The organism is Streptomyces sp. NPDC086835, assembly GCF_044745705.1.
In the GTDB taxonomy this organism is placed as follows: Bacteria; Actinomycetota; Actinomycetes; order Streptomycetales; family Streptomycetaceae; genus Streptomyces.
The window spans coordinates 328,406-350,708 of record NZ_JBIVAU010000003.1 but is presented as its reverse complement, the minus strand read 5'-3'; the positions used below and the strand labels follow the sequence as shown (position 1 = coordinate 350,708).

Below are 22,303 nucleotides of genomic sequence, written 5' to 3'. Positions count from 1 at the left end.
ACATCGGCCACAGCGCAGACGTGAACGAACGACGCCGCGAGCTGCTGCGCCGTCAACTGGCTGCCCGCGGAATAGCCAGGCAGCCCGGAGGGGACACATCCCCGCAGAATCCCCCGGTCCGGGCGGAGGGGCCGGCTCCGCTGTCCTCGGCGCAGCGCCGGATGTGGCTGCTGCACCAGCTGGAGCCGCACGGCACCGCCTACAACATATGCGTGGCGGTGCGCCTTTCCGGCGAGTTGTCCGTATCCGGGCTGCGGCAGGCACTGCGGGCCGTGATCGAGCGGCACCACATCCTGCGTGCCGTCTACCGGCCCGGTGAGGACGGCGAGCCGGTCCAGATCCTGATACCGGAGGCCGAGCCGGCCATCGGCGAGAGGGACCTGTCCGCGGTCGCAGCCGCGGACCGCGAGGCGGCGGTGGACGAAGCCGCGGCCCGGCTGGCGGCGCGCCCCTTCGACCTGTCGGCGGACACCCCCGTCCGCCTGGAGATCCTGCGGCTCGACGAGGACGAACACGTCCTCGTGCTGGTCGCCCACCACATCGCCTGGGACGACGGCAGCTGGCAGGTCCTGCTGCAGGAGGTCGCCGCCGTCTACACCGGGCAGCCGCTCCCCGGACTCCCCCTCCAGTACGCCGACCTCGCCGTACGCGAACAGCAGCGCGCGCCCTGGACGGCCGACGACCTCGCCCACTGGCGCGAGCTGCTCGCGGACCCGCCCGCGCCGCTGCCCCTGCCCACCGACTTCCCCCGCTCGCCGGACCGCGCCGAGGAGGGCGGGCGGCTGGTACGCACGCTGCCCGCCGCGCTGCGCGAGCGCTTGCACGCCATGTGCCGGACCGAAGGCGTCAGCCCTTTCATGGCGCTCCTCGCGTCGTTCAACGCACTGCTCCACCGAGCCGCCGGCGCGCCCGACCTCCTCGTCGGATCGCCCGCCGTGCTGCGCACGGACTCCGGCGCCGAGCGGCTGGTGGGCAACTTCGGCAACACACTGGTGCTGCGTACGCGGGCCACCCCGGACACCACGTTCCGCTCGTTCCTGCAGCAGGTGCGGGACGTCTGTCTGGGTGCCTACGCGCACCAGAGCGTCCCGTTCGACACCCTTGTTCAGGAGCTGCGCCCGGAGCGCACGGCCGGGCACCACGTCTTCTTCGACGTCATGTTCTCGCTGCGGAGTGACGTCTGGGAGGGCTTCGAGCTACCCGGCGTGCGGCCGGCCGAACGGCCGGTGCCGGGCAACGCGGCCGCGTTCGACCTGGCCGTCTCCGCGGTGCTGGACGCGGCAGGGACGCTCACCCTCGACACGACCTACCGCCGCGACCTGTACCGGGAGGAGACGGTCGGGCGGCTGCTCGGCCGCTTCGAGCGGCTGCTCGCGGCCGTGCTGGACGCCCCGGACACGACGCTCGGCGACCTGGACCTGCTCGCCGAGGAGGAGCGTGAGCGGGTCCTGACGACGTGGGGCACCGACCGGCGTCCGCTGGAGCGCGCCACCATCCCGGACCTCTTCCGGGACCGCGTGCGCGAGAACCCCGACGCCACCGCGCTCGTCTGGGAGACCGGGGGTGACGCCGGGCAGGAGCACCGGCTCAGCTATGCCGAACTGGACGAGCGGTCCGACGCGCTGGCCGGCGAACTGGCCGCGCTTGGCGCCGGACCGGAGCAGGTCGTCGCCGTGGCCCTCCCCCGCTCGGGGGACTTCCTGGTGGCGGCGCTCGCCGTCATGAAGGCCGGAGCCGCTTATCTGCCGGTCGATCCCGAGTACCCGGCCGACCGCATCGCCCTCATGCTCGACGACGCGCGGCCGGGCCTGCTGGTCACCGACTCCAGGTCCGCCGACCGGCTTCCTCAGGGCGAGTTCCCGGTCGTCCTGCTCGACGACACGTCACGCCCCTCCCGTAGCAGGCAAAGCCCGCTTCGCCCCTCTACGCCGGGTCACGCCGCGTACCTGATCTACACCTCGGGGTCCACCGGACGTCCCAAGGGCGTCGTGGTCACCCACGAGGGCATCCCGAGCCTGGTGTCCACCATGGCGGAGGAGCTGGGGGCGGGCCCGGGCAGCCGGGTGCTGCAGTTCGCCTCGTTCAGCTTCGACACCTCGGTGTGGGAATGGACGATGGCGCTGCTCACCGGCGCCACGCTGATCGTCGTCCCCACCGACAAGCGGCTGGGGCCGCCGCTCGCCGAGTTCTGCGCGCGGCACGCGGTCACCCACCTGACGCTGCCCCCGGGCGTGCTGGCGACGCTGCCGCACGAGCGGTCGCTGCCCGCGGGGGCCACGCTGATCGTGGCGGGCGAGGCATGCCCGGCGGAGCTGATGCGGCGCTGGTCGGCCACCACCCGGATGTTCAACTCGTACGGCCCCACCGAGACCACGGTCGACGCCACGCTGTGGACCTGCCGTCCGGACCACGCGGGTCCGGTGGTGCCGATCGGCACCCCGGTGCACAACACGGCCGTCCGCCTGCTGGACGACCGACTCCACCCGGTGCCGCCGGGCTCGCCCGGCGAGCTGTACGTGTCCGGTGACGGGCTCGCCCGCGGCTATCTCGGCCGTCCGGGGCTGACCTCGGAGCGGTTCGTCGCCGACCCGTTCGGCGCCCCCGGCACCCGGATGTACCGCACCGGCGACCTGGCGCGCTGGACCGGGAACGGTGTCCTGGAGTACCTGGGCCGGGTCGACCACCAGGTCAAGATCCGGGGCTTCCGCGTCGAGCCCGGCGAGATCGAGCAACTGCTGCGCCGGGACCCGGGGATCGCGCAGGCGGCCGTCATCGCCCGCGAGGACCAGCCGGGGGACCCGCGCCTCGTCGCCTATGTGGTGCCCGCCGAGGGCGCGACCGTGCCCGACACCGACCGGCTGCGCGCGGACCTGGCCGCGGTGCTGCCCGCGCACATGGTGCCGGCGGCGATCGTCACGCTGGAAAAGCTGCCTCTGACGAGCAACGGCAAGCTGGACCGCCGGGCGCTGCCCGCGCCGGTGTACGGGCGTGCCGCCGGCAGAGAGCCGGCCACGGCACGCGAGGCGTCGCTGTGCGCGCTGTTCGCCGCCGTGCTGGAGCTTCCGGCGGTCGGGCCGGACGACGACTTCTTCCTGCTCGGCGGCCACTCCATGCTCGCCGCCCGGCTCATCACACGCGTCGAAGCGGAGTTCGGCGTCCGGCCCGCCCTGCGGGCGCTGTTCGACGCTCCGACCCCGGCCGCGCTGGCCCGCGTACTGGACGAGGCCCAGGGCCGGGACGAGGACACCGCCCGGCCCGCGCTCACGGCCGACATCGCCGGCGCCACCGGTGATCCCGCGCCCCTGTCGTTCGCGCAGCAGCGGCTGTGGCTGCTCCACCGACTGGAGGAGCCGGGTCCGGCCTACAACATCCCCACCGCGCTGCGCCTCAGCGGGCCGCTGGACACGTCCGCCCTCGCCGACGCCGTCGCCGACGTCGCCGTACGCCACCAGAGTCTGCGTACGGTCTTTCCGGAGCGCGACGGATCGCCGTGCCAGGTCGTGCTGGAGCCGGAGCGGGGCCCCCGGCTGGAGGTACGCCGCTCGGCGCCCAAGACCGTGGAGGCCGAACTGGCCGCCGCGGCGGCCCATGTGTTCGCACTCGCGGAGGAACCGCCGCTGCGCGCGGTCCTGTTCGAGACCGGCCCCGAGGAGCATGTGCTGCTCCTCCTGCTGCACCACATCGCCGGGGACGGTCAGTCCCTCCCCGTCCTCGTCCGCGACCTCGCCGACGCCTACCGGGCACGGCTGTCCGGGCGGGCCCCGGAGTGGCCCTCGCTGCCCGTGCGGTACGCCGACTTCGCCATCTGGCAGCGACAGCTCCTCGGCGACGCCGACGATCCGCGCAGCCTGACGGCCCGGCAGGCCGCGTACTGGAAGGAGGCCCTGCTCGGCGCGCCCGACGAGCTGCGGCTGCCCACCGACCGGCCCCGCCCGGCCGAGTCGTCCAACCGGGGCGGCATGGTCCGGTTCACGGTCGAGGCCGAACTGGCCCGCGGGGTACGGACGCTCGCGGCCTCGCTCGGCATCACCCCGTTCATGGTGTACCAGGCTGCGGTGGCCGCGCTGCTGACCCGGCTCGGCGCCGGGGAGGACATTCCGGTCGGCACGCCCGTTGCCGGGCGCGGCGAGGAAGCGCTCGACGACCTCGTCGGTTTCTTCGTCAACACGCTCGTGCTGCGCACGGACGTGTCCGGGGCGCCGTCGTTCGAGACGCTGCTGCGGCGCGTGCGGGACACGGCCGTCGCGGCGTTCGAGCACCAGGACCTGCCGTTCGAGCGGCTGGTGGAGATCCTCAACCCGCCGCGGTCCACGGCCCGTCACCCGCTGTTCCAGGTGATGGTGGTGCACCAGGCCGGTACCGCCTCCGAGTTGCCGGTGGAGGGTCTGCGGACCCGGCCGCACGTGGTGGCCACCGGCACGGCGACGTTCGACCTGAGCCTGACGTTCATCGAGCGGTTCGACCCGGACGGTGACGCGGACGAGGTCAGCGGCTTCGCCGAGTACAGTGCCGACCTGTTCGACCCGGACACGGTCGAGGTCCTCGCCGACCGCCTGGTGCGGCTGCTGTCCGCCGCCGTCGCCCGGCCGGAGCTGCCGATCGGCGACCACGACATCCTGACGGAGGCGGAGAGGGGCACGCTGCTGGCGCCGCCCGTGGCCGCGCCCCAGGAGCCCTCCCTCCACGAGGCGTTCGCACGGCGGGTCCGGCGGACCCCGGACGCGGTCGCGCTGGTCCTCGGCTCCCGATCCGGTGCCGTCGAGCGGCTCACGTACGCCGATCTCGACGCCCGCGTGGAGCGGATCGCCCGGCTGGTGGCCGCGCACGGCGCGGCGCCGGAGAAGTTCGTGGCCCTGGCGCTGCCCCGCCACGAGACGGTCGCCGCGCTGCTCGGCGTACTGCGGTCGGGTGCCGCGTTCCTGCCTCTGGACCCCACCTACCCGGAGGAGCGGCTGGCGCAGACCCTGGACGACGCACGGCCCGTGTGCCTGCTCACCACCCGTGATCTGGCCCAGACCCTTCCGCACCGGCCGGACGTCCCCGTGGTTTTCGTGGAGGCCGAGGAGCCGGCGGCGCCGGTCACCCTCGCGCAGGCCGGGCCCGGCGACGCCGCATACGTCATCTACACCTCCGGCTCCACCGGCCGCCCCAAGGGGGTCGTGGTGACCCACGCGAACCTCGCCAACCTGTACGCGGCGCACACCTCGACGCTGTTCCCGCCCGAGGTGCCCGAGGTCGGCGGGCGCCGGCTGCGGGTGGGGCACATCGCCTCGTTCGCCTTCGACGCCTCGCTCGACCCGGTGCTGCTGATGGTGGGCGGGCACGAGCTGCACGTCCTGGACGAGTCGACGTACCCGGACGCCGAGGCCGTGGCCGCGTACGTCGCCGAGGAGCGGGTCGACTACCTCGATCTGACCCCGGCCCACCTCCAGCAGCTCATCAAGCACGGGCTGCTGGACGAGGGCAGGCACCGGCCCGCCCTCCTGGGCCCCGGGGCGGACGCCATGCCGGACTCGCTGTGGCGGGACCTCGGGGCGCACCCGGCGACGATGGCGTACAACTTCTACGGTCCCACCGAGTGCACCGTGGACTCGGTGGTCGCCCGGGTCACCGGTGAGGGCGCGCCCCGCATCGGACGGCCCATCAGGGGAGCCGCGGCGTACGTGCTGGACGACCGGCTCCGGCCCGTCGCGCCCGGTGTGACCGGTGAGCTGTACCTCGCGGGCGCCGGTCTGGCCCGCGGCTACCTGGGCCGTCCGGGGCTGACCGCGGAGCGGTTCGTCGCCGACCCGTACGGTCCGCGGGGGTCCCGGATGTACCGCACGGGCGACCTGGCGCGCTGGACCGCCGACGGCGAACTGGAGTGCCTGGGCCGAGCCGACCACCAGGTGAAGATCCGCGGCTTCCGCATCGAGCCGGGCGAGATCGAGGCCGTCCTCGGACGGCACGAGAGCGTCGCGGAGGTCGCGGTGATCGCCCGCGACGACCTGCCGGGCTCGCGCCGCCTCGTCGCCTACGTGGTGCCCGCCCTGGGACACACTGCCGACACGGATGTATGGCGCGCCCATGCGGCGGCCCTGCTGCCGGAGCACATGGTGCCCACACTGTGGGTGCCCATGGAGCGGCTTCCCCAGTCGGCCAATCGCAAGGTGGACCGTGCCGCGCTGCCGGTACCCGAACTGCCCGAGCAGGGCGGTGGACGCGCACCCGTCACCGAGGCGGAGAAGCTGTTCTGCGAGTTGTTCGCCGCCCTGCTCGGCCAGGAGACGGTGGACGCCGACGGCAACTTCTTCGAGCTGGGCGGCGACAGCATCATCTCCCTCCAGCTGGTGAGCCGCGCCCGCGCCGCGGGCTGGAAGCTCGGCCCCCGCGACGTCTTCCGCCACCAGACACCGGCCGCTCTGGCCGCCGTCGCCCGGCCGGAGAGGGCCGCGACGGGCCAAGCCTCCGACGACGGTGTGGGCCGGGTGCCGGAGACGCCGATCATGGCGTGGCTGAGGGAGCTCGCCGACTCGGCGCCCACGCCCGCCACCGTCGACGGCTACAGCCAGGGCATGACCCTGTCCACCCCGGCGGGGCTGACGTACGAACGGCTCACCGGCGTCCTCCAGTCGGTGCTCGACCGGCATCCGGCGCTGCGGGCCCGATCGGTACGCGCGGACGACGGCACGTGGGAGCTCGACGCCCCGGCGCCCGGTTCCGTACGGGCCGGGGACGTGCTGCGGCGTGCCGAGGCGGACGCGGCGGCCGAGGCAGCGGCCGCCCGGGACCGCCTGCGCCCCGAGTCCGGCGTCATGGTGCAGGCGGTGTGGTGGGAGCCGGAGAACCGGCTCGTCCTCGTCGTCCACCACCTGGTGGTCGACGGCGTGTCCTGGCGCGTCCTGTGCGCGGACCTCGACGCCGCGTGGCGCGGCGAACAGGCGCCGCCCACCGGCACCTCACTGCGTGCCTGGAGCGGGCTGCTGCGCACGTACGCCCGGCGCGAGGAGACCGTCCGGCAGGCCGACCACTGGGCTCGTGCCCTCGGCGGCGGGACGCCCCTGGCCGGCCGTGCCCTGGACCCGGCCCGGGACACTTCCGGGACCCTCCGCCGGCACACCGTGTCCGTGGGCGCCGAGGACACCGAGGCGCTGCTGACCCGGGTGCCCGCGGCGTTCCACGCGAACGTCGAGGACGTCCTGCTGACCGCGCTCGCCCTCGCCGTCGCCGACCACCGTCGCCTTTCGGGAGTCGCGGACGCGGGCCTGAGCGTGCAGTTGGAGGGGCACGGCCGTGAGGAGACGGTCGCCGAGGGCGTCGACCTGGCGCAGACCGTGGGCTGGTTCACCACCGTTCACCCGGTGCGGCTGGACCCGGGGCCCGTCGACCTCGCCGAGGTGCGAGCGGGTGGTCCCGCGGCGGGCCTGGCGCTGAAGGCGGTCAAGGAGCAGCTGCGCGCCGTGGGCGACGGCGGTCTCGGGTTCGGCGCGCTGCGCCATCTCAACCCGGAGACCGCTGAGCGTCTGGCCGCGCTGGCCGTGCCCGAGATCTGCTTCAACTACTTGGGGCGGTTCGGTTCGGGCGATAAGGAGAGCCCGTGGCAGCCGGTCGCCGGTGACGAGGGCATGTTCCACGGCGTCGACCCGGCGCTGCCGCTCGCGCACGCGCTGGAGATCGACGTCCATGTGGCGGCCGCGCCCGGAGGAGCCCGGCTGAGCGCCACCTGGTCGTACGCGGGCGAGGCCCTGGACGCGGACGTCGTCCGGTCGCTCGCCGACGGCTGGCTGGCGTACCTGGCGGCTCTGGTGGCGCACACCGACGAGCCCGACGCGGGGGGCTGGACGCCTTCCGACCTCTCACTGATCTCCCTCAGCCAGGACGAGATCGACGACTTCGAAGCCGACTGGAGGCTTTCGTGACTGGCCGCACTGCCCGCGCCAAGCTGGAGGACATCCTCCCGCTGACCCCGCTCCAAGAGGGTCTGCTGTTCCGGACGGAGCTCGACGGTGACGGCCGAGACGTGTACGCGGGCCATCTGACGCTGACGCTGCGGGGGCCGGTGGACGAGCCGCGGCTGCGGGCCGCCGCCCAGGCCCTGCTGGACCGCCAGCCGGGCCTTAGGGCCGCGTTCCGCCGCAACCGGCAGGGCAAGGCGGCCGCGCTCGTCCCGTCCCGGGTGGACGTGCCGTGGAGCTTCACCGACCTGTCCGGACTGCTCGAGGACGAGCGGGAGCGGGAGACCGAGCGGCTCACCGTCCTGGACTCGGAGCGTGGATTCGACCTGGGGCAGCCGCCCCTGGTCCGTTTCACGCTGCTGCGGCTGGGCGCGGAGCTGCACCGGCTGGTCCTGACCAACCACCACATGATCCTCGACGGATGGTCGCAGCCTCTGCTGGTGCGGGAACTGTTCGCCCACTACGCGGGCGACGCCGCTCGCCCGCTTCCTCCGGCGGCCTCCCCGCGCGTGTACCTGGACTGGCTCGCCGCGCAGGACCGGCGCGCCGCCCAGGCCGCGTGGCGGACGGCACTGGCGGACCTGGACGGCCCGACACTGATCGCGCCCGGCGCGTCCGAGTCGGTGACCGAGCCGCCGCGGAAGGCCGTCGTCGAACTCGACCCCACGCTGACCTCCTCGGTCACCGCCGTCGCACGGGCCCGCGGACTGACCCTGGGCACCGTCGTCCAAGGCACCTGGGCGCTCACGCTGGCCAGGTCCCTCGGTCGCGACGACGTCGTCTTCGGCACCATGGTGTCCGGCCGGCCGGCCGACCTGCCGGGCGTCGAGTCGATGGTGGGCGTCTTCGTCAACACCGTCCCGGTGCGGGCCGCCCTGTCTCCGGCGGAGCCGTTCGCAGAGGCCCTGGCCCGGCTCCAGGAGGAGCAGTCCGCGCTGGTCTCCCACCAGCACCTGGGCCTGGCCGAGGTGCAGCGGCTGGCCGGCGGGCGGGAGCTGTTCGACACTCTCGCCGTGGTGGAGAACTACCCGTTCGATCCCGAGTCGTTGGCCGAACTCGCACCGGGACTGCGTCTGGAGGCAGCCGGCGGCAACGAGGGCGTGCACTACCCGCTCGCGCTGACCGTGCTGCCCGGAACGCGCCTGCGGCTGGAGCTGGGGTACAGGCCAGACGCGCTGGACGAGGAGGAGGTGCGGTCCGTCGCCGACCGGCTGCGCCGCGCTTTCGAGGCGTTCGCCGCCACGCCGGACGAACCGCTGGGCCGCGTCGACCTTCTGGGCGAGGACGAGGCTCGCCTTCTGACCGCGCCCGGCACCACCCACCCGGTACCGGACACCACCCTCACGGCGCTCGTCGCCGAGCAGGTGGCCCGTACTCCCGACGCCACCGCCGTGGTCTTCGAGGACGACCGGCTGAGCTACGCCGAGTTGGACGCGCGGGCCGAGCGGGTCGCCGGCTGGCTGGCCCGGCAGGGCGCTGGCCCGGGCGTGGTCGTCGCGGTCGTGCTGCCCCGCTCCGCCGACCTGGTCGTGGCACTGACGGCGGTGTTGCGGGCCGGTGCCGCCTACCTGCCGGTGGACCCCGGCTATCCGGAGGACCGCATCGCGTTCATGCTGGACGACGCGCGTCCGGTGGCCGTCCTGACGGACACCGCGACGCTGGGCCGGCTGCCGGGCGCGGCCACGGTGCTCACTCTGGACGGCCCGGAGGCCAGGGCCCTTCCCGCCGCCGGAGGTGCCGCGGCGTCCGCCGTCCGCCCGGCCGATCCGGCGTACCTCATCTACACCTCCGGCTCGACGGGCCGCCCCAAGGGCGTCGTCGTACCGCACTCGGCGATCGTCAACCGCCTGCTGTGGACGCAGGGCGAGTACGGCCTCACCTCCGCCGACCGGGTGCTCCAGAAGACGCCGTCCAGCTTCGACGTGTCGGTGTGGGAGTTCTTCTGGCCGTTGATCACCGGTGCGACGCTGGTGGTGGCCCGCCCGCAGGGCCATCTGGACCCGCAGTACCTGGCGCGTCTCATCCAGGAGCAGTCCGTCACCACGGCGCACTTCGTCCCGTCGATGCTGCGCGCCTTCCTCGCCGAGCCCGAGGCGGCGGGCTGCGCGGGCCTGACCCGGGTGCTGTGCAGCGGTGAGGCGCTCACCCCCGAGCTGGTGCGCGGCTTCCACGGCCTCTTCGGCGGCGCGGTCGAGCTGCACAACCTGTACGGGCCCACCGAGGCCGCCGTGGACGTCACCGCCTGGCCGTGCCCGGCCGACGGCGCCGACCGCGCCGGCGTGCCGATCGGCCGCCCGGTGTGGAACACCTCGGCGTACGTCCTGGACGCGGCCCTGCGCCCCGTCCCGGCCGGTGTGCCCGGGGAGCTGTACCTGGCGGGCCCTCAGCTGGCGCACGGCTACCTGGGGCGGCAGGGGTTGACGTCCGAGCGGTTCGTCGCCGACCCGTACGGCCCGCCCGGCACCCGGATGTACCGCACGGGAGACCTGGCCCGGCGCGACGCGGACGGGGTGATCGAGTACCTGGGCCGGACCGACGACCAGGTGAAGATTCGCGGTTTCCGCATCGAGCCCGGTGAGATCGAGGGTGTGCTCGCGCAGCACCCCGGCGTCCGGGAGGCCGCCGTGGTGGCCCGCCGTGACCTCGGCACGGACGGCGACCCGGTGCTGGTGGCCTACACCACCGGCACCGCCGACGCCCCGGAGCTGCGCCACCATCTGGCGGGATCGCTGCCGGAGCACATGGTGCCGTCCGCGTTCGTCGTGCTGGACGCGCTTCCGCTGACGCCGAGCGGCAAGCTGGACCGCCGGGCGCTGCCCGCGCCCGAGCGCGGCCCGGCAGTGGCGGGCCGGCGCCCCCGCAACCCCTCGGAGGGAATCCTCTGCGACCTGTTCGCGGAGGTCCTCGGGGTGCCCGAGGTCGGCATCGACGACGACTTCTTCGCTCTGGGCGGGCACTCGCTGCTCGCGACCCGGCTCGCCAGTAGGGTCCGCTCCACCATGGGGGTGGAACTGCCGCTGCGGACGGTCTTCGACGCGCCGACGGTCGCCGCGCTGGCGCGGCGCCTGGGCACGCGCAGCACCCGGCCGCCGCTGCGGGCCGGGGAGCGCCCGGATCCGCTGCCGCTGTCGTTCGCGCAGCAGCGCATGTGGTTCCTGTACCGGCTGGAAGGGCCGAACCCGGCGTACAACATGGCGTTCGCGGCCCGGCTCACCGGCGCCCTCGACGCCGACGCGCTGCGGGCCGCGCTCGGTGACCTGACGGACCGGCACGAGGCGCTGCGGACGGTGCTGCCCGACGACGCGGGCAACCCCCGGCAGGTCATCCTCGACGTGGAGGCCGCGCGGCCGGAGCTCGGGGTCACGCCGGTCACCGAGGTGGAGCTGCCCGGCCGGCTCGCGGACGCGGCGTCGCGCCCCTTCCGTATCGACGAGGAAGCGCCCTTCGCCGCCGAGCTGTTCGCCGTCGGCCCCGGGGAGCACGTGCTGATCCTGGTCCTGCACCACATCGCAGCGGACGGCTGGTCCGCGCTGCCGCTGCTGCGGGACCTGGCGGACGCGTACACCGCCCGCAGCCGGGGCGAGCGCCCCTCCTTCGTCCCGCTGCCGGTGGGGTACGCGGACCACGCGGTGTGGCAGCGCGCGCTGCTCGGTGACGAGTCGGACCCGGACGGGCTGCTGCACCGCCAGGCCGAGTACTGGCGCAAGACGCTGGAGGGGCTGCCGGAGGAGCTTCCGCTGCCCACGGACCGGCCGCGGCCCGCCGCGCCGAGCCTGCGCGGCGCGACCGTCGACGTCGATGTTCCGGCCTCGCTGCACCGGGCCGTCCGGGCGCTGGCCCGACGCTGCGACGCCAGCGTGTTCATGGTGCTGCACGCGGCGCTCGGCACCCTCCTCACCCGGCTGGGCGCGGGTTCGGACATCCCCATCGGAACGCCGATCGCGGGCCGCAGCGACGACGCCGTCGACGACGTGGTGGGTTTCTTCGCCAATACGCTGGTGCTCCGTACGGACACGTCCGGCGATCCGGGCTTCCGGGAGCTGGTGGCCCGTGTCCGGGAGACCGACCTGGCCGCGTACGCGCACCAGGACATTCCCTTCGAGCGGCTGGTGGAGCTCCTCAACCCGGCGCGGTCCATGGCCCGCCACCCGCTGTTCCAGGTGATGCTGAGTCACCAGGCGAGGGCGCCGATGAACCTGGCGCTGGGCGAGGTCGCAGTCCGGCAGGAGCCGGTGGACATGGGAACGGCCAAGTTCGACCTGGCCTTCGAGATCACCGAGGAGCATGGCCGGGACGGGATGCGGCTGGGTGTGGAGTACAGCACCGACCTGTTCGACCACGACACCGTGGCGAACATGGCGACCCGCTTCCTGCGGGTGCTCCAGGCCGTCACCGAGAACCCCGAGCGTCCTCTCGGCAGCCTGGAGCTACTCTCCGCCGACGAACGCCGGCAGGTGCTCGTCGACTGGAAGGGCGACCTGGTCGAGGCGCCGGTGGCGACGCTGACCGAACTGTTCACCCGTCAGGTGGCGCGCACACCCGACGCCACGGCGCTCGTGTGCGGTGACATCGCGTACACCTTCGCCGAGCTGGAGCGGCGCACGGCACGCCTGGCCCGGCTGCTGCAGGACCGGGGCGTCGGGCCGGAGGGGATGGTGGCCCTTCTGCTGCCCCGCCGGGCCGACACCGTGGTCGCGCTGCTGGCGGTCATGCGGGCCGGTGGCGCGTACGTCCCCATCGACCCGGGCTACCCGGCGGGGCGGATCGAGCACATCCTGCGGGACTCCGCGCCCACGCTGCTGATCACCACCGGGGCGCTCGCGGGTCTCGCGGGAGACGGCGGACCGGAGACCCTGATTCTGGACGCGGCGGAGACGCAGGCGTCGCTCTCCGACGAGAGCACCGCTCCGACGGGCGAGCTGCCTGACCCGCTGCCGCAGCACCCGGCGTACGTCATCTACACCTCCGGTTCCACGGGTCTGCCCAAGGGCGTCGTCGTGGAGCACCGCAGCATCGCCAACCTCTTCCACAGCCACCGCGAGCTGCTCTACCGGCCTACCGTCGCGGCCGCGGGCGGGCGGAGCCTGCGGGTGGCGCACGGCTGGTCGTTCGCCTTCGACGCGGCGTGGCAGCCGCAGCTGTGGATGCTGGACGGCCACGCGCTGCACATCGTCACCGAGGACACGCTGCGCGACCCGGACCAGATGGTGTCGTTCATCGAGACGAACCGGATCGACTTCATCGAGGTCACACCGTCGCACGCGATGCAGCTCGCGGGCGCCGGGCTGATCAAGGAGGGCCGCTGCCCCCTGCTCGCGCTCGGCGTGGGCGGTGAGGCCGTGCCGTCCCCGCTCTGGCGGGACATGCGCGAGCTGGAGGGCACGGCCGGGTTCAACCTGTACGGGCCCACCGAGTGCACCGTCGACGCGCTGGCCGCCAATGTGGCGGGCAGTGAACGCCCGCTGGTGGGCCGGCCCACGGCGAACACCACCGCGTACGTCCTGGACGCCCGGCTCCAGCCGGTGCCGGCCGGTGTCATCGGCGAGCTGTACCTGGCCGGGGCCGGTCTCGCCCGCGGCTATCTGGACCGGCGCTCGCTGACGGCCGAGCGTTTCGTGGCGGACCCGTTCGGCCCGCCCGGCACCCGCATGTACCGCACGGGCGACCTGGTGCGCTGGATGCCGGACGGCACGATCGACTACCTCGGCCGCACCGACGACCAGGTGAAGATACGCGGCTTCCGCATCGAGCTCGGCGAGATCACCGCTGCCCTCGCGGCGGGCCCGTCCGTCCTCCAGGCGGCGGTCGACGTACGCGAGGACGGTCCGCGCGGCAAGCACATCGTCGCCTACGTCGTCCCGGCGGCGGGCGCCGACTTCGACCCGTCCGCGCTGCGCGCCCAGCTGAGCCGGATGCTGCCGGACTACATGGTGCCGTCGGCGTTCGTGGAGCTGGACGCGCTGCCGCTGACCGACCACGGCAAGCTCGACCGGCGTGCGCTGCCCGCCCCGCAGGCGGTGGAGTCACGGACCGGCCGGGGACCTCGCGACCTCACCGAGGCCCTGGTCTGCGAGATCTTCGCCGAGGTGCTGGACCTGCCCGAGGTCGGCATCGACGACGACTTCTTCGAACTCGGCGGCCACTCCATGCTGCTGGTGCGGCTGCGGGACCGGCTCCAGCGCGCCACCGGACGGCAGATGGCGGTGGCGGACCTCTTCCGTCATCCGACGGCGGCCGCGCTCGCCGGCCGGCTGCGGTCCACGGCGGACGAGCAGGCTGACACCGGTGCGGGCCTCGACGTGCTGTTCAGTCTGCGGTCCGCGGGCAACCAGGCACCGCTGTGGTGCCCGGCGCCCGCGACGGGACTCGGCTGGCGGTACGCGGCGCTGCGGGCGCATGTTCCGGATGAGGTGCCGATCCACACTCTTCAGGCGCCGAACCTGGCGGGCGGACCGGCCGTGGAGTCCCTGGAACAGCTGGTCGAAGCCCACCTGACGGAACTGACCCGGGTTCAGCCGCACGGCCCGTACCGGCTGCTGGGCTGGTCGCTGGGCGGTGTCGTCGCCCACGCCTTGGCATGCCGTCTCCAGGCCCGCGGGGAGCGCGTGGAGCTGCTGGCGCTGCTCGATTCCTACTCCGTTGCGGACGGGGACGCGGCCGCGGACGACGCCGGCGCGGCTGCCGTCGATGCGGCGGTGGACGGGCTGGGTCTGGAGGAGACGACCGTGATGGCGATGCACGCCAACTATGCGGTGGCCACCAGCCTGTTGTCGGCCTACTCCCCCGCCCGGTACCAGGGCACACTGCTCCACTTCCGCGCCTCCGACGCCCCACGGCCCGCCGAGGACTGGGCGGCGTACACGGACGGCGAGGTCGTCGTGCACACCGTCGCGGACGACCACGACGGTCTGCTGGACCCGTCGGCGCTGCGGCGGATCGCGGCGGTGTTGACCGAGCGCACCGAGGGATGGGGTTAGCAGGCGGACATACGAAGCCGCCCTCCACACCGGAAACGGTGTGGAGGGCGGCGCCGTAGTTCGTCAGCCGTGTGCTCAGCCGAGCAACGCGTCGATCTCCCGGCCACGGTCGGCGCGCAACGCCTGGGCGGTACGGCGCAGCAGGAGGGAGTCGGCGATCTCACCGGAGCGGATGGCAAGGGTGGACAGCAACGAGGACGTCACGCCGTGGGTGTGCTCAGTGCCGCCCTGGAGGTAGACGCCGACGTCCACATGCTCGCTCATCAGCACGCGGTGGTCGCGGTCCACGTGCACCCTGCCCTGCTCGTCGGTGAGGCAGTCGGCAGCAAGGTCGCCGAGGAGGTCGCGCGGGTCGACCGGACTGTAGCCAGTGGCCATCACGACTGCGTCGCAGTCCAGCGTCTCCTGCTGGCCCGTCGTCAGCGAGCGGACCAGGACGCGGGCTCCGTTGGTCAGGGCCTCGACGCCGCCGAGCTCGGTGGTGTTGAGAAACCGCAGCCGTTCCCGGCCGCTGACCCTCTCCTGGTAGTGCGTGCGGTACAGCTGCTCGATGAGGTCGCCGTCCACCACGGAGTAGTTGGTGTTGCGGTGGTAGCCGTAGAGGTCCTGCTTGACGTTCTCAGGCGCGGTGAAGAAGTCGTCGACCGCCGAGGGGTCGAAGATGCGGTTGGCGAAGGGGCTGTCGTCGGCGGGGCTGTAGCCGTAGCGGGTGAAGACCGCGTTGACCTCCGCGTTGGGAAAGGTCCGGTGCAGGTAGTCGACGGCTTCGGCGGCGGACTGTCCCGCACCCACCACGACGAACCTGCGGTGCCGGAGGTCCTTCAACTGCGGTGCGCGGAAGAGCAGGTCGCGGGTATGCCAGACGTGTTCGCCCTGGGTCACGCCTTCGGGAAGGCGGGGCTTGAGACCGGTACCGACGATGACGTTGAGGGCCCTGAGCACCTCTCGGTCGGACGGGTCGGAGACGCTCTCCGAGACGACGTCGACGGCCTCGACTCGGTCTCCGTTGCGCACGGGGCGGATCTCGGTGACCCGCCGCCCGTAGTCGACGCTGTCGCCGAACTCGGCGGCGCACCACTCGAAGTAGTCATGGAACTCGATCCGAGTGGGGAAGAACGTTTTCTGGTTGATGAAGTCGGCAAGGCGCCCTCGGTCCTGAAGGTACATCAGGAAGGAGAAGCGGCTGCTGGGGTCACGCATGGTGACCAGGTCCTTGAGGAAGGAGACCTGCATCGTCGCCCCCTCCAAAAGCATGCCGCGGTGCCAGCCGAAACGCTCCTGCTGCTCAACGAAACGTGCCTGCAGCGCCCGTTCGGGGTCGCGGCGGTTGTGGTCGGCGACGGCGATGGCCAGAGCCAGATTCGACGGACCGAAACCTATGCCGACCAGATCCCGGGCGGCGCCGCCCTCAGCCTGGCCGCTGTCCTCGCGACGTCCCGACATACTGGTCCTTCCGTTCGATCGTACGACTGAGTTGGCCGCGCACCACACGACCACAATAGAGACTGCTACTAAGGTAAGGCGTGCCTAAATTCCCCTAGACCGCACGGGGTGTCAAGTCCGCGCGTACCTCCGTGCGCCCCGCCGTTCCGACCACGCTCACAATGTCCACCCATGCCGCATACGCCACAGCTTGATACGCCCGACCCGGACCGCTGACACTCCGGCAGAAAACAGCAGCGTGTGGCCCTCACCACGCCCTCGGCGCCCAGCGCGCACTCCTCCTCGACGAGCCATCGCCCGGCTCGAACCAGGCCGAGTTCTGGACCCTCCTCAACAAAGGCGGGTTCCCGGCCGACTCCGCGGACCGCTACCCCCGTGAGCTCTACGGCTACCAGCGTCAACCCGGGTCCATAGCACCCGCACTGACGGCAGACCCCGTTGCGCCGGCCCGCGACGAAGACCTCCGGCCTCGACGACGCGACCGCCACCGCGTCATGGACCTGACGGAGAAACCACGGGAGCGCCGCAGACTCACCTCGTTCTCACCAGCCTGAGCCGACAGGGGGTGGCCAACCAACCGACCATCCATTAAGTTAGGCAAGCCTAACCTGATGGAGGTCAGGAAAATGACGAACGCTGCCGCCCTCTGCGCAGCCCAGCCGACCCCCGCGGAACGGGTCCGTTCCGTGCTCGCCGCCGCGGAGTCCCTGACGGTGACGACGAACGGACACCGCTGTGACCTGGTGGGCCTGCACTCCCTTGACACCCGGGGCCGGTTGACGCTGGAGCTGTCGGCCGCCAGCCACCTCGCCGTCGCTGTCGCCTGCGCCCCTCGCGGCAACTTGGCCGCCATGCTCGAGTTCACCGATGTCGCACCCACCGCCGTCCGGGACCGGGTGCGCGCCCGGGTCGTCCTGTCAGGTTGGCTGACCCCGGTCGGCCCGGACCTCGAGGGGACCACCGTCGAACTACGCCTGGACCTCGTGCGCGCCACCCTCGAAGCAGAGGAAGGCATCCTGGTCGTCGGCCTCGATGAACTCGTCCTGGCGGAGGCGGATCCGCTGGCCGGCCACGAGGCGGGACTGCTCCTCCACCTGACTGACGCGCACCCCGACTCGGTGGCACAGCTCGCGCGGCTGGTGGACCTGCGGCATCTCCACGGCGTCCTGCGTGTGTGGCCGCTCCGCCTCGACCGGTACGGGATCACGCTGAGGCTCGAATATGCCCGCGGTCACCGCGACATCCGCGTGCCCTTCTCGGCCCCCGTACACGCAGCCGCTGAAGTCGGCGACCGCATCCAGACACTTCTCGCCGCCGCTCACGCCTGCCCGCGCCGACGCCGGCAGTCCACCCGGCCATGACGCCCGAACCCGCACCACCCCTCCAGTTCCGCCCGCCCGACCAGGTGGCGGCGATGTGCCGGCGCGGGTGCTCACCCGGGTGAAGAGCCGGGTTGGCGCCGCGGTGCGGGCGAGCTCGGCCGGGCCGAGTGTCTCGAGAGGTGGGAGAGCGGCAGGCGCGAGTGACCGGCCGCCGCCTGGCGCGCTATCGACACCGGAATGGCCTGGTCAGAGGGCCATTCGTCGTCGACCTCACACCCAGGCCGGTGAGAACCCCGTCGTTCTCCAGCGAGCACACCGCCACCATCGGCCCGCCGCGGCCGACCCTCCACCACGCCTCCGCCGGTCTGCACGAGCAGCTCGAGCGCCGGCGACATGATCAAGATCCGACCGTGCCGTGCACCGCGATCTGCGCCTGCGCTCCGGCCGTCGGCCCCCTCCGCCAGGACCGACCGCGCCGCGCCGGCAGATACTCATCCGTCTCGCTGCGCCCGGCGCCGGCAAGGCGGCGCCGGGCGCAAGGACGGCCTTCATCATCCACCGCAGGACGTGCGGTCCAGCGCCACGAGGGCAGAGACGTCGACTGCCGCGGCGGGTAGGGCGGCGATCATTGGCAGGTGCGCCACTCGGGTCGCGTGACCGGGCGGCGTGGACTGAGGCATCCCTTGCCGCCGGCCCCCCGCCGCTTGAGGAGGCACAACCTCTCAAAAAGCCGTCAGCGGCTGTGTTTTGCTTCGCCCGGGACCAGGCGAGGTTCCTCAACCTTGGATCGAACGCGCCAACTACTCCGGCACCAGCACCTTGATCCTTTACCGAAAGTACGACACCCCCACGGACGAAACCCTCCAGGACCTGGAGGACATGGGTGCGGGCTTGGAGCGGCCTACCTACAGCGGCGCCGGCCCCTGGGTGACCACCCCGGTCACATGCCCCGCCCTTCGGAAACTCACGCCGACTCGGCGCACGGCCGATCGGGGCCGGTTCGACCGGCGCGAGCACCGGTCGAACGGAGTGTCGCGCGACTGAAGTCGTGGCGGATCTTCGCCGGGCCCGATGCGGCCCCGAGCCGCCTGTCGTGAAACTCCGCTGCCGTCCTCCCCTGGAGTGTCAGCGCTGAAAGGGGCTCACTGTCTACTAAGGCTGAACTCGTGGAGTCGTAGGGGCTGACGGCTCGTCGTCCGCTGCGGGATCACCTGGGCATGCGGTATCCACGAGGAGGCGGGCTGACCGCCGACGGCAGCAGTTCCGCGAGGAGTTACGGCTAAGAGCGGTCGAGAGGTTCGCCCAGGGCGAGGCGAGCTCCTCGACGCCCTGATCCGGATCCGGCTTGGGCCGTCCGAACCTCTTGGCGGAGGCCACCCGCGGTGCCGTCCTCGCCAACAGGAACAACTCCCGTCCGGCCGCACGCATCACCCCACCGAATCCGCATGCATCAACTACGGCTGCCGTCACTGCCACATCGCGATCCTGCACCTTGAGAATCGCACTAAATGCATGTGATGCAGACGGAAACGACATCTTAGAGGTCGCTTCTTTTGGTGCTGTGGGTCATTGAACGGTTCATGGTGGACGTGGTGGAGCGGCTTGTGCCGGATGAGGTACGGGTGTTGTTCCGGCGCGTGGTGCCGGCGACCGCGGTGAGGCGCCCGCAGGGTGGTGGCCGGCGTCGGGCGGGTGATCGTGAGACGTTGGCGGCGATCATCTTCGTGGTTGCTTCGGGCTGTACCTGGCGGCAGTTGCCACCGGTGTTCGGACCGGCCTGGCCCGCGGTCTACCGGCGCTTTGCCCAGTGGAGCCGGGACCGGGTGTGGTCCCGGCTCAACCGCGTGATCCTCGACAACGGAAACCAGACGGAAGGGGGCGATTCCCGGTTCCCTTCAGGGCGCGCTGCGTAGACTCCCCGTAGTCATCCGCTCGGGAGGGGCATGCGATGAAGGGCATACGAGCGGGCGCCACCGCCCTTGCCGTTCTGGGCGCCGCCGGTGTGGCGGCGGCACGGGCGGCCGCCGATCGGATCGCGCGGAACCCCGATCCGTACCCGCTGGACCGGCTCGCGCGGGAGCCCGAAGGCGAAGAGGTGTTCATTCCGCGGCCGGACGGGACGGTGCTGCGGGCTCTCGTGGCGGGGGAGGGCCCAGCAGTGGTGCTCGCCCACGGCTACGGCGCCTCACTGCTGGAGTGGAATCTGATCTGGGAGGAACTGCGATCGGCCGGCCACCGTGTCATAGCCTTCGACCAGCGGGGCCACGAGCGGTCCACACTCGGCCGTGACGGCGCCGGATCCGGGCCCATGGCGGCGGACTACGCCGCCGTGCTGGAGCACTTCGACGTCACGGACGGTGTGCTGGTGGGCCACTCCATGGGCGGATTCCTCGCGATCCGTGCGGTGCTGGACCACGGCGAGGTCGTCCGCCGTCTGCGCGGCCTGGTGCTCGTCGCTACTTGGGCGGGCCGGATCTACGACGGAGCGCCGCAGAACCGGTTGCAGATCCCGCTGATCAGAGCCGGCATCATCCAGCGCTGGATGTGTACGCGAACCGGCGCGCTCCTCTTCGGCGCCGTCCAGTGCGGCCGTCGGCCGTCCCCGGCGATGATCTCGGTCTACCGCGATGTCTTCCTACGGCAGGACCACCCCCCGTTGCTGCCGGTGGTGCGGGCCTTCGCCGCGGAGGATCGCTATCCGCGCCTCGGCGAGATCACCGTGCCCACCGTCGTCGTGGTCGGCGCCGACGACCGCTCGACACCGCCCGTCCACGCGCAACGGATGACCGCGGGCATACGCGGTGCGCGGCTGGTTACCGTGCCCGGCGCGGGCCACATGATCAACTGGGAAGGCGCCGACGCTCTCGTCGAAGCCGTCGAGTCGGTGGCCGCCCCGGCCCGGGACGGTTCGGGGAGCTAAGACGTTGTTTTCGCTCGGCGAGTTGACGGAAGCCGATGAGGACCGCGGCTGTGCCGACAAAGGCGAGGAAGTGCTCTGCCTTGCGTTCGTATCGGCGGTGCAGGCGTCGGCAGCCGGCGAGCCACGACACGGTCCACTGAGCTGATCGCTGCCCGCGACGACGGACACGACGCGTCGGCCGTCCTGCGATCGCCGCGCGGCACGGAAGAGATCAGCTGTCCTTTCGTCGTCGGCTGTGATGGGCCCGCCAGTACCGTGCGGGCCTTTGCCTGCATCGGCTGGCACGGCAGGCCGTACGCCGTGGAGGTGATCCTCGCCGACCTCGACGTGGCGGGTGCCGCGGGTCGCGCCGGTCCTTCCGGTGCTCAGGTGTTCGCGCGGCGTGATGGGCTGGTGTTCCTCTTCCCGCTCGGAGAGCAGGCCGCTTGGCGGCTGCTGGCCACGCGGGCGGCCGCCGGCGAACCCGGGCCGGACTTCGGTCAGCCCGGCGCCGCCGTACCGCAGGCCGAGCTCCAGCGGCTTCTGAGCGACGCGGGAACGCCGGCGCGGATCGAGCACCTGGCCTGGTCCGCGCGGGTGCCGCTGCGGTGTGGTCTCGCGCGGCGGTTCCGTCAGGGGCGGCTCTTCCTCGCGGGGGACGCGGCCCACAACTACTCGCCTGCCACCGGCCAGGGCATGAACGCCGGCATTCAGGACGCTGTGACCTCGGCTGGAAACTGGGCTTGGCGGCAGGCCATGCCGAGGGCGGGCCCGCTGACGACGTGCTGCTGGACTCCTACGACCAGGAGCGCAGACCGGCTGCCCACCACCGGATCGTCCTTACGCATATGGCGTTCTGCGCGGAGGCGTCGACCGGGCGGATCCCCTCTTGGCTGCGCGGAGTGGCCGCCCCGCGCGCAGCCCCGGCCGTACCCGCCCTTCTGGACCGGCGCAGGCTGGTCGCCGATGCCATGCGCCTCATCTCCCAGCTGCGGGTGAACTACCGGCACAGCCCCTTGTCGGTGCAGGGATACCGCGACCTGCGGGGTGCACCCCGCCCAGGAGACCGCCTGACGGACGCGGCCGTCAGCCTCGGCGGGGCTCCACGGCGGCTCCACCAACTTTTGGCCGGCCCGGGTGTGCACCTGCTGTTGCAGTGCGACGCCGCTCCCCCGCCGCCGCAGGCGGTGACCGACTCCCACGTCACCGTCCTGCGGCTGGCGAACAGCCCGGGGCTCGGTCTGGTGGCGGTCCGTCCGGACGGGCATGTCGGCTTCCAGTGCGGGAGGGCCGACCCGGCCGGGCTGATCGACTGGCTGGCGCTGGTCGGTGCGGCGACTCATCCCCTCCGGGTGTGAACGCGGGCCACGGACGCAAGCACGGCCGCCGCGGGCTCGCACGCGGTTCGCAGCGCGCCTTCCATGTCACCCAGCCGAAATGACCTGAGCTTCAACCGCGCTGTACCCAGCGATCCGCCACCCTCACACCAGCCGCTGTCCCTTCGCTGAAGGCGAGATACCCCCGACAGCCAGGCCGAGTTCGGTGACGCCGTTTGCCAGGAAGGAGTGCAGCCGGCTATCCCTTCCCCCTGACACAGCGAGACCGTGCTCGACCTTGCCCACGACGCCAAGGGCCGCGGCACCCTGGGCCCGGCCGTCTTCGAGGACGTGGCTCGCTGAACCGGGATCGATGACGTCACCGCCTGCACCGCGGCCGACGGCATCCCCG

Annotated in this window: 6 protein-coding genes and 2 pseudogenes; 7 read left to right on the top strand and 1 reads right to left on the bottom strand. The window is 72.5% G+C overall.

From position 1 onward, the window contains the following. The first annotated feature begins 20 nt into the window (after positions 1-20). Positions 21-7,898: an amino acid adenylation domain-containing protein gene (locus ACIPJI_RS13100; RefSeq protein WP_402246154.1), complete on the top strand. Its 7,878-nt coding sequence runs from the start codon at positions 21-23 to the stop codon at positions 7,896-7,898. Next, positions 7,895-14,911: an amino acid adenylation domain-containing protein gene (locus ACIPJI_RS13095; RefSeq protein ID WP_402246152.1), complete on the top strand. Its 7,017-nt coding sequence runs from the start codon at positions 7,895-7,897 to the stop codon at positions 14,909-14,911. The genes ACIPJI_RS13100 and ACIPJI_RS13095 overlap by 4 nt, the downstream gene beginning before the upstream one ends. A 75-nt stretch (positions 14,912-14,986) precedes the next feature. Here the strand turns inward: ACIPJI_RS13095 and ACIPJI_RS13090 are convergent, their stop codons facing one another. Further along, positions 14,987-16,354 (bottom strand): lysine N(6)-hydroxylase/L-ornithine N(5)-oxygenase family protein, encoded by a 1,368-nt coding sequence (locus ACIPJI_RS13090; RefSeq protein WP_402246150.1) that lies wholly within the window; start codon positions 16,352-16,354, stop codon positions 14,987-14,989. Between the two features lie 626 nt (positions 16,355-16,980). On the opposite strand from ACIPJI_RS13090, the gene ACIPJI_RS13085 reads away from it, so the two are divergent. From ACIPJI_RS13085 to ACIPJI_RS13065, 5 genes and pseudogenes are all read left to right on the top strand, one after another. Next, complete coding sequence (locus ACIPJI_RS13085) at positions 16,981-17,715, top strand: DUF2470 domain-containing protein (protein WP_402246148.1); 735 nt, start codon at positions 16,981-16,983, stop codon at positions 17,713-17,715. A 1,541-nt stretch (positions 17,716-19,256) separates the two neighbouring features. Then, positions 19,257-19,532, top strand: a pseudogene (locus tag ACIPJI_RS13080) (transposase); the annotation flags it as partial. A 92-nt stretch (positions 19,533-19,624) separates the two neighbouring features. Further along, entirely contained in the window at positions 19,625-20,596 is a 972-nt protein-coding gene (locus ACIPJI_RS13075) for an alpha/beta fold hydrolase (RefSeq protein ID WP_402246146.1), read from the top strand. A gap of 48 nt (positions 20,597-20,644) precedes the next feature. Then, positions 20,645-21,241, top strand: a pseudogene (locus ACIPJI_RS13070) (FAD-dependent monooxygenase); the annotation flags it as partial. A gap of 77 nt (positions 21,242-21,318) precedes the next feature. Then, positions 21,319-21,933 carry a hypothetical protein gene (locus tag ACIPJI_RS13065; protein WP_402246144.1) on the top strand — a complete coding sequence of 205 codons (615 nt, stop codon included), beginning with the start codon at positions 21,319-21,321 and terminating at the stop codon, positions 21,931-21,933. Positions 21,934-22,303: the final 370 nt, after the last annotated feature.

Excerpts from the sequence above, each read along its gene's own strand:
- ACIPJI_RS13085 (WP_402246148.1), top strand. The coding sequence starts at position 16,981 with ATGACGAACGCTGCCGCCCTCTGCGCAGCCCAGCCGACCCCCGCGGAA.
- ACIPJI_RS13075 (WP_402246146.1), top strand. The coding sequence starts at position 19,625 with ATGAAGGGCATACGAGCGGGCGCCACCGCCCTTGCCGTTCTGGGCGCC.
- ACIPJI_RS13090 (WP_402246150.1), bottom strand. The coding sequence starts at position 16,354 with ATGTCGGGACGTCGCGAGGACAGCGGCCAGGCTGAGGGCGGCGCCGCC.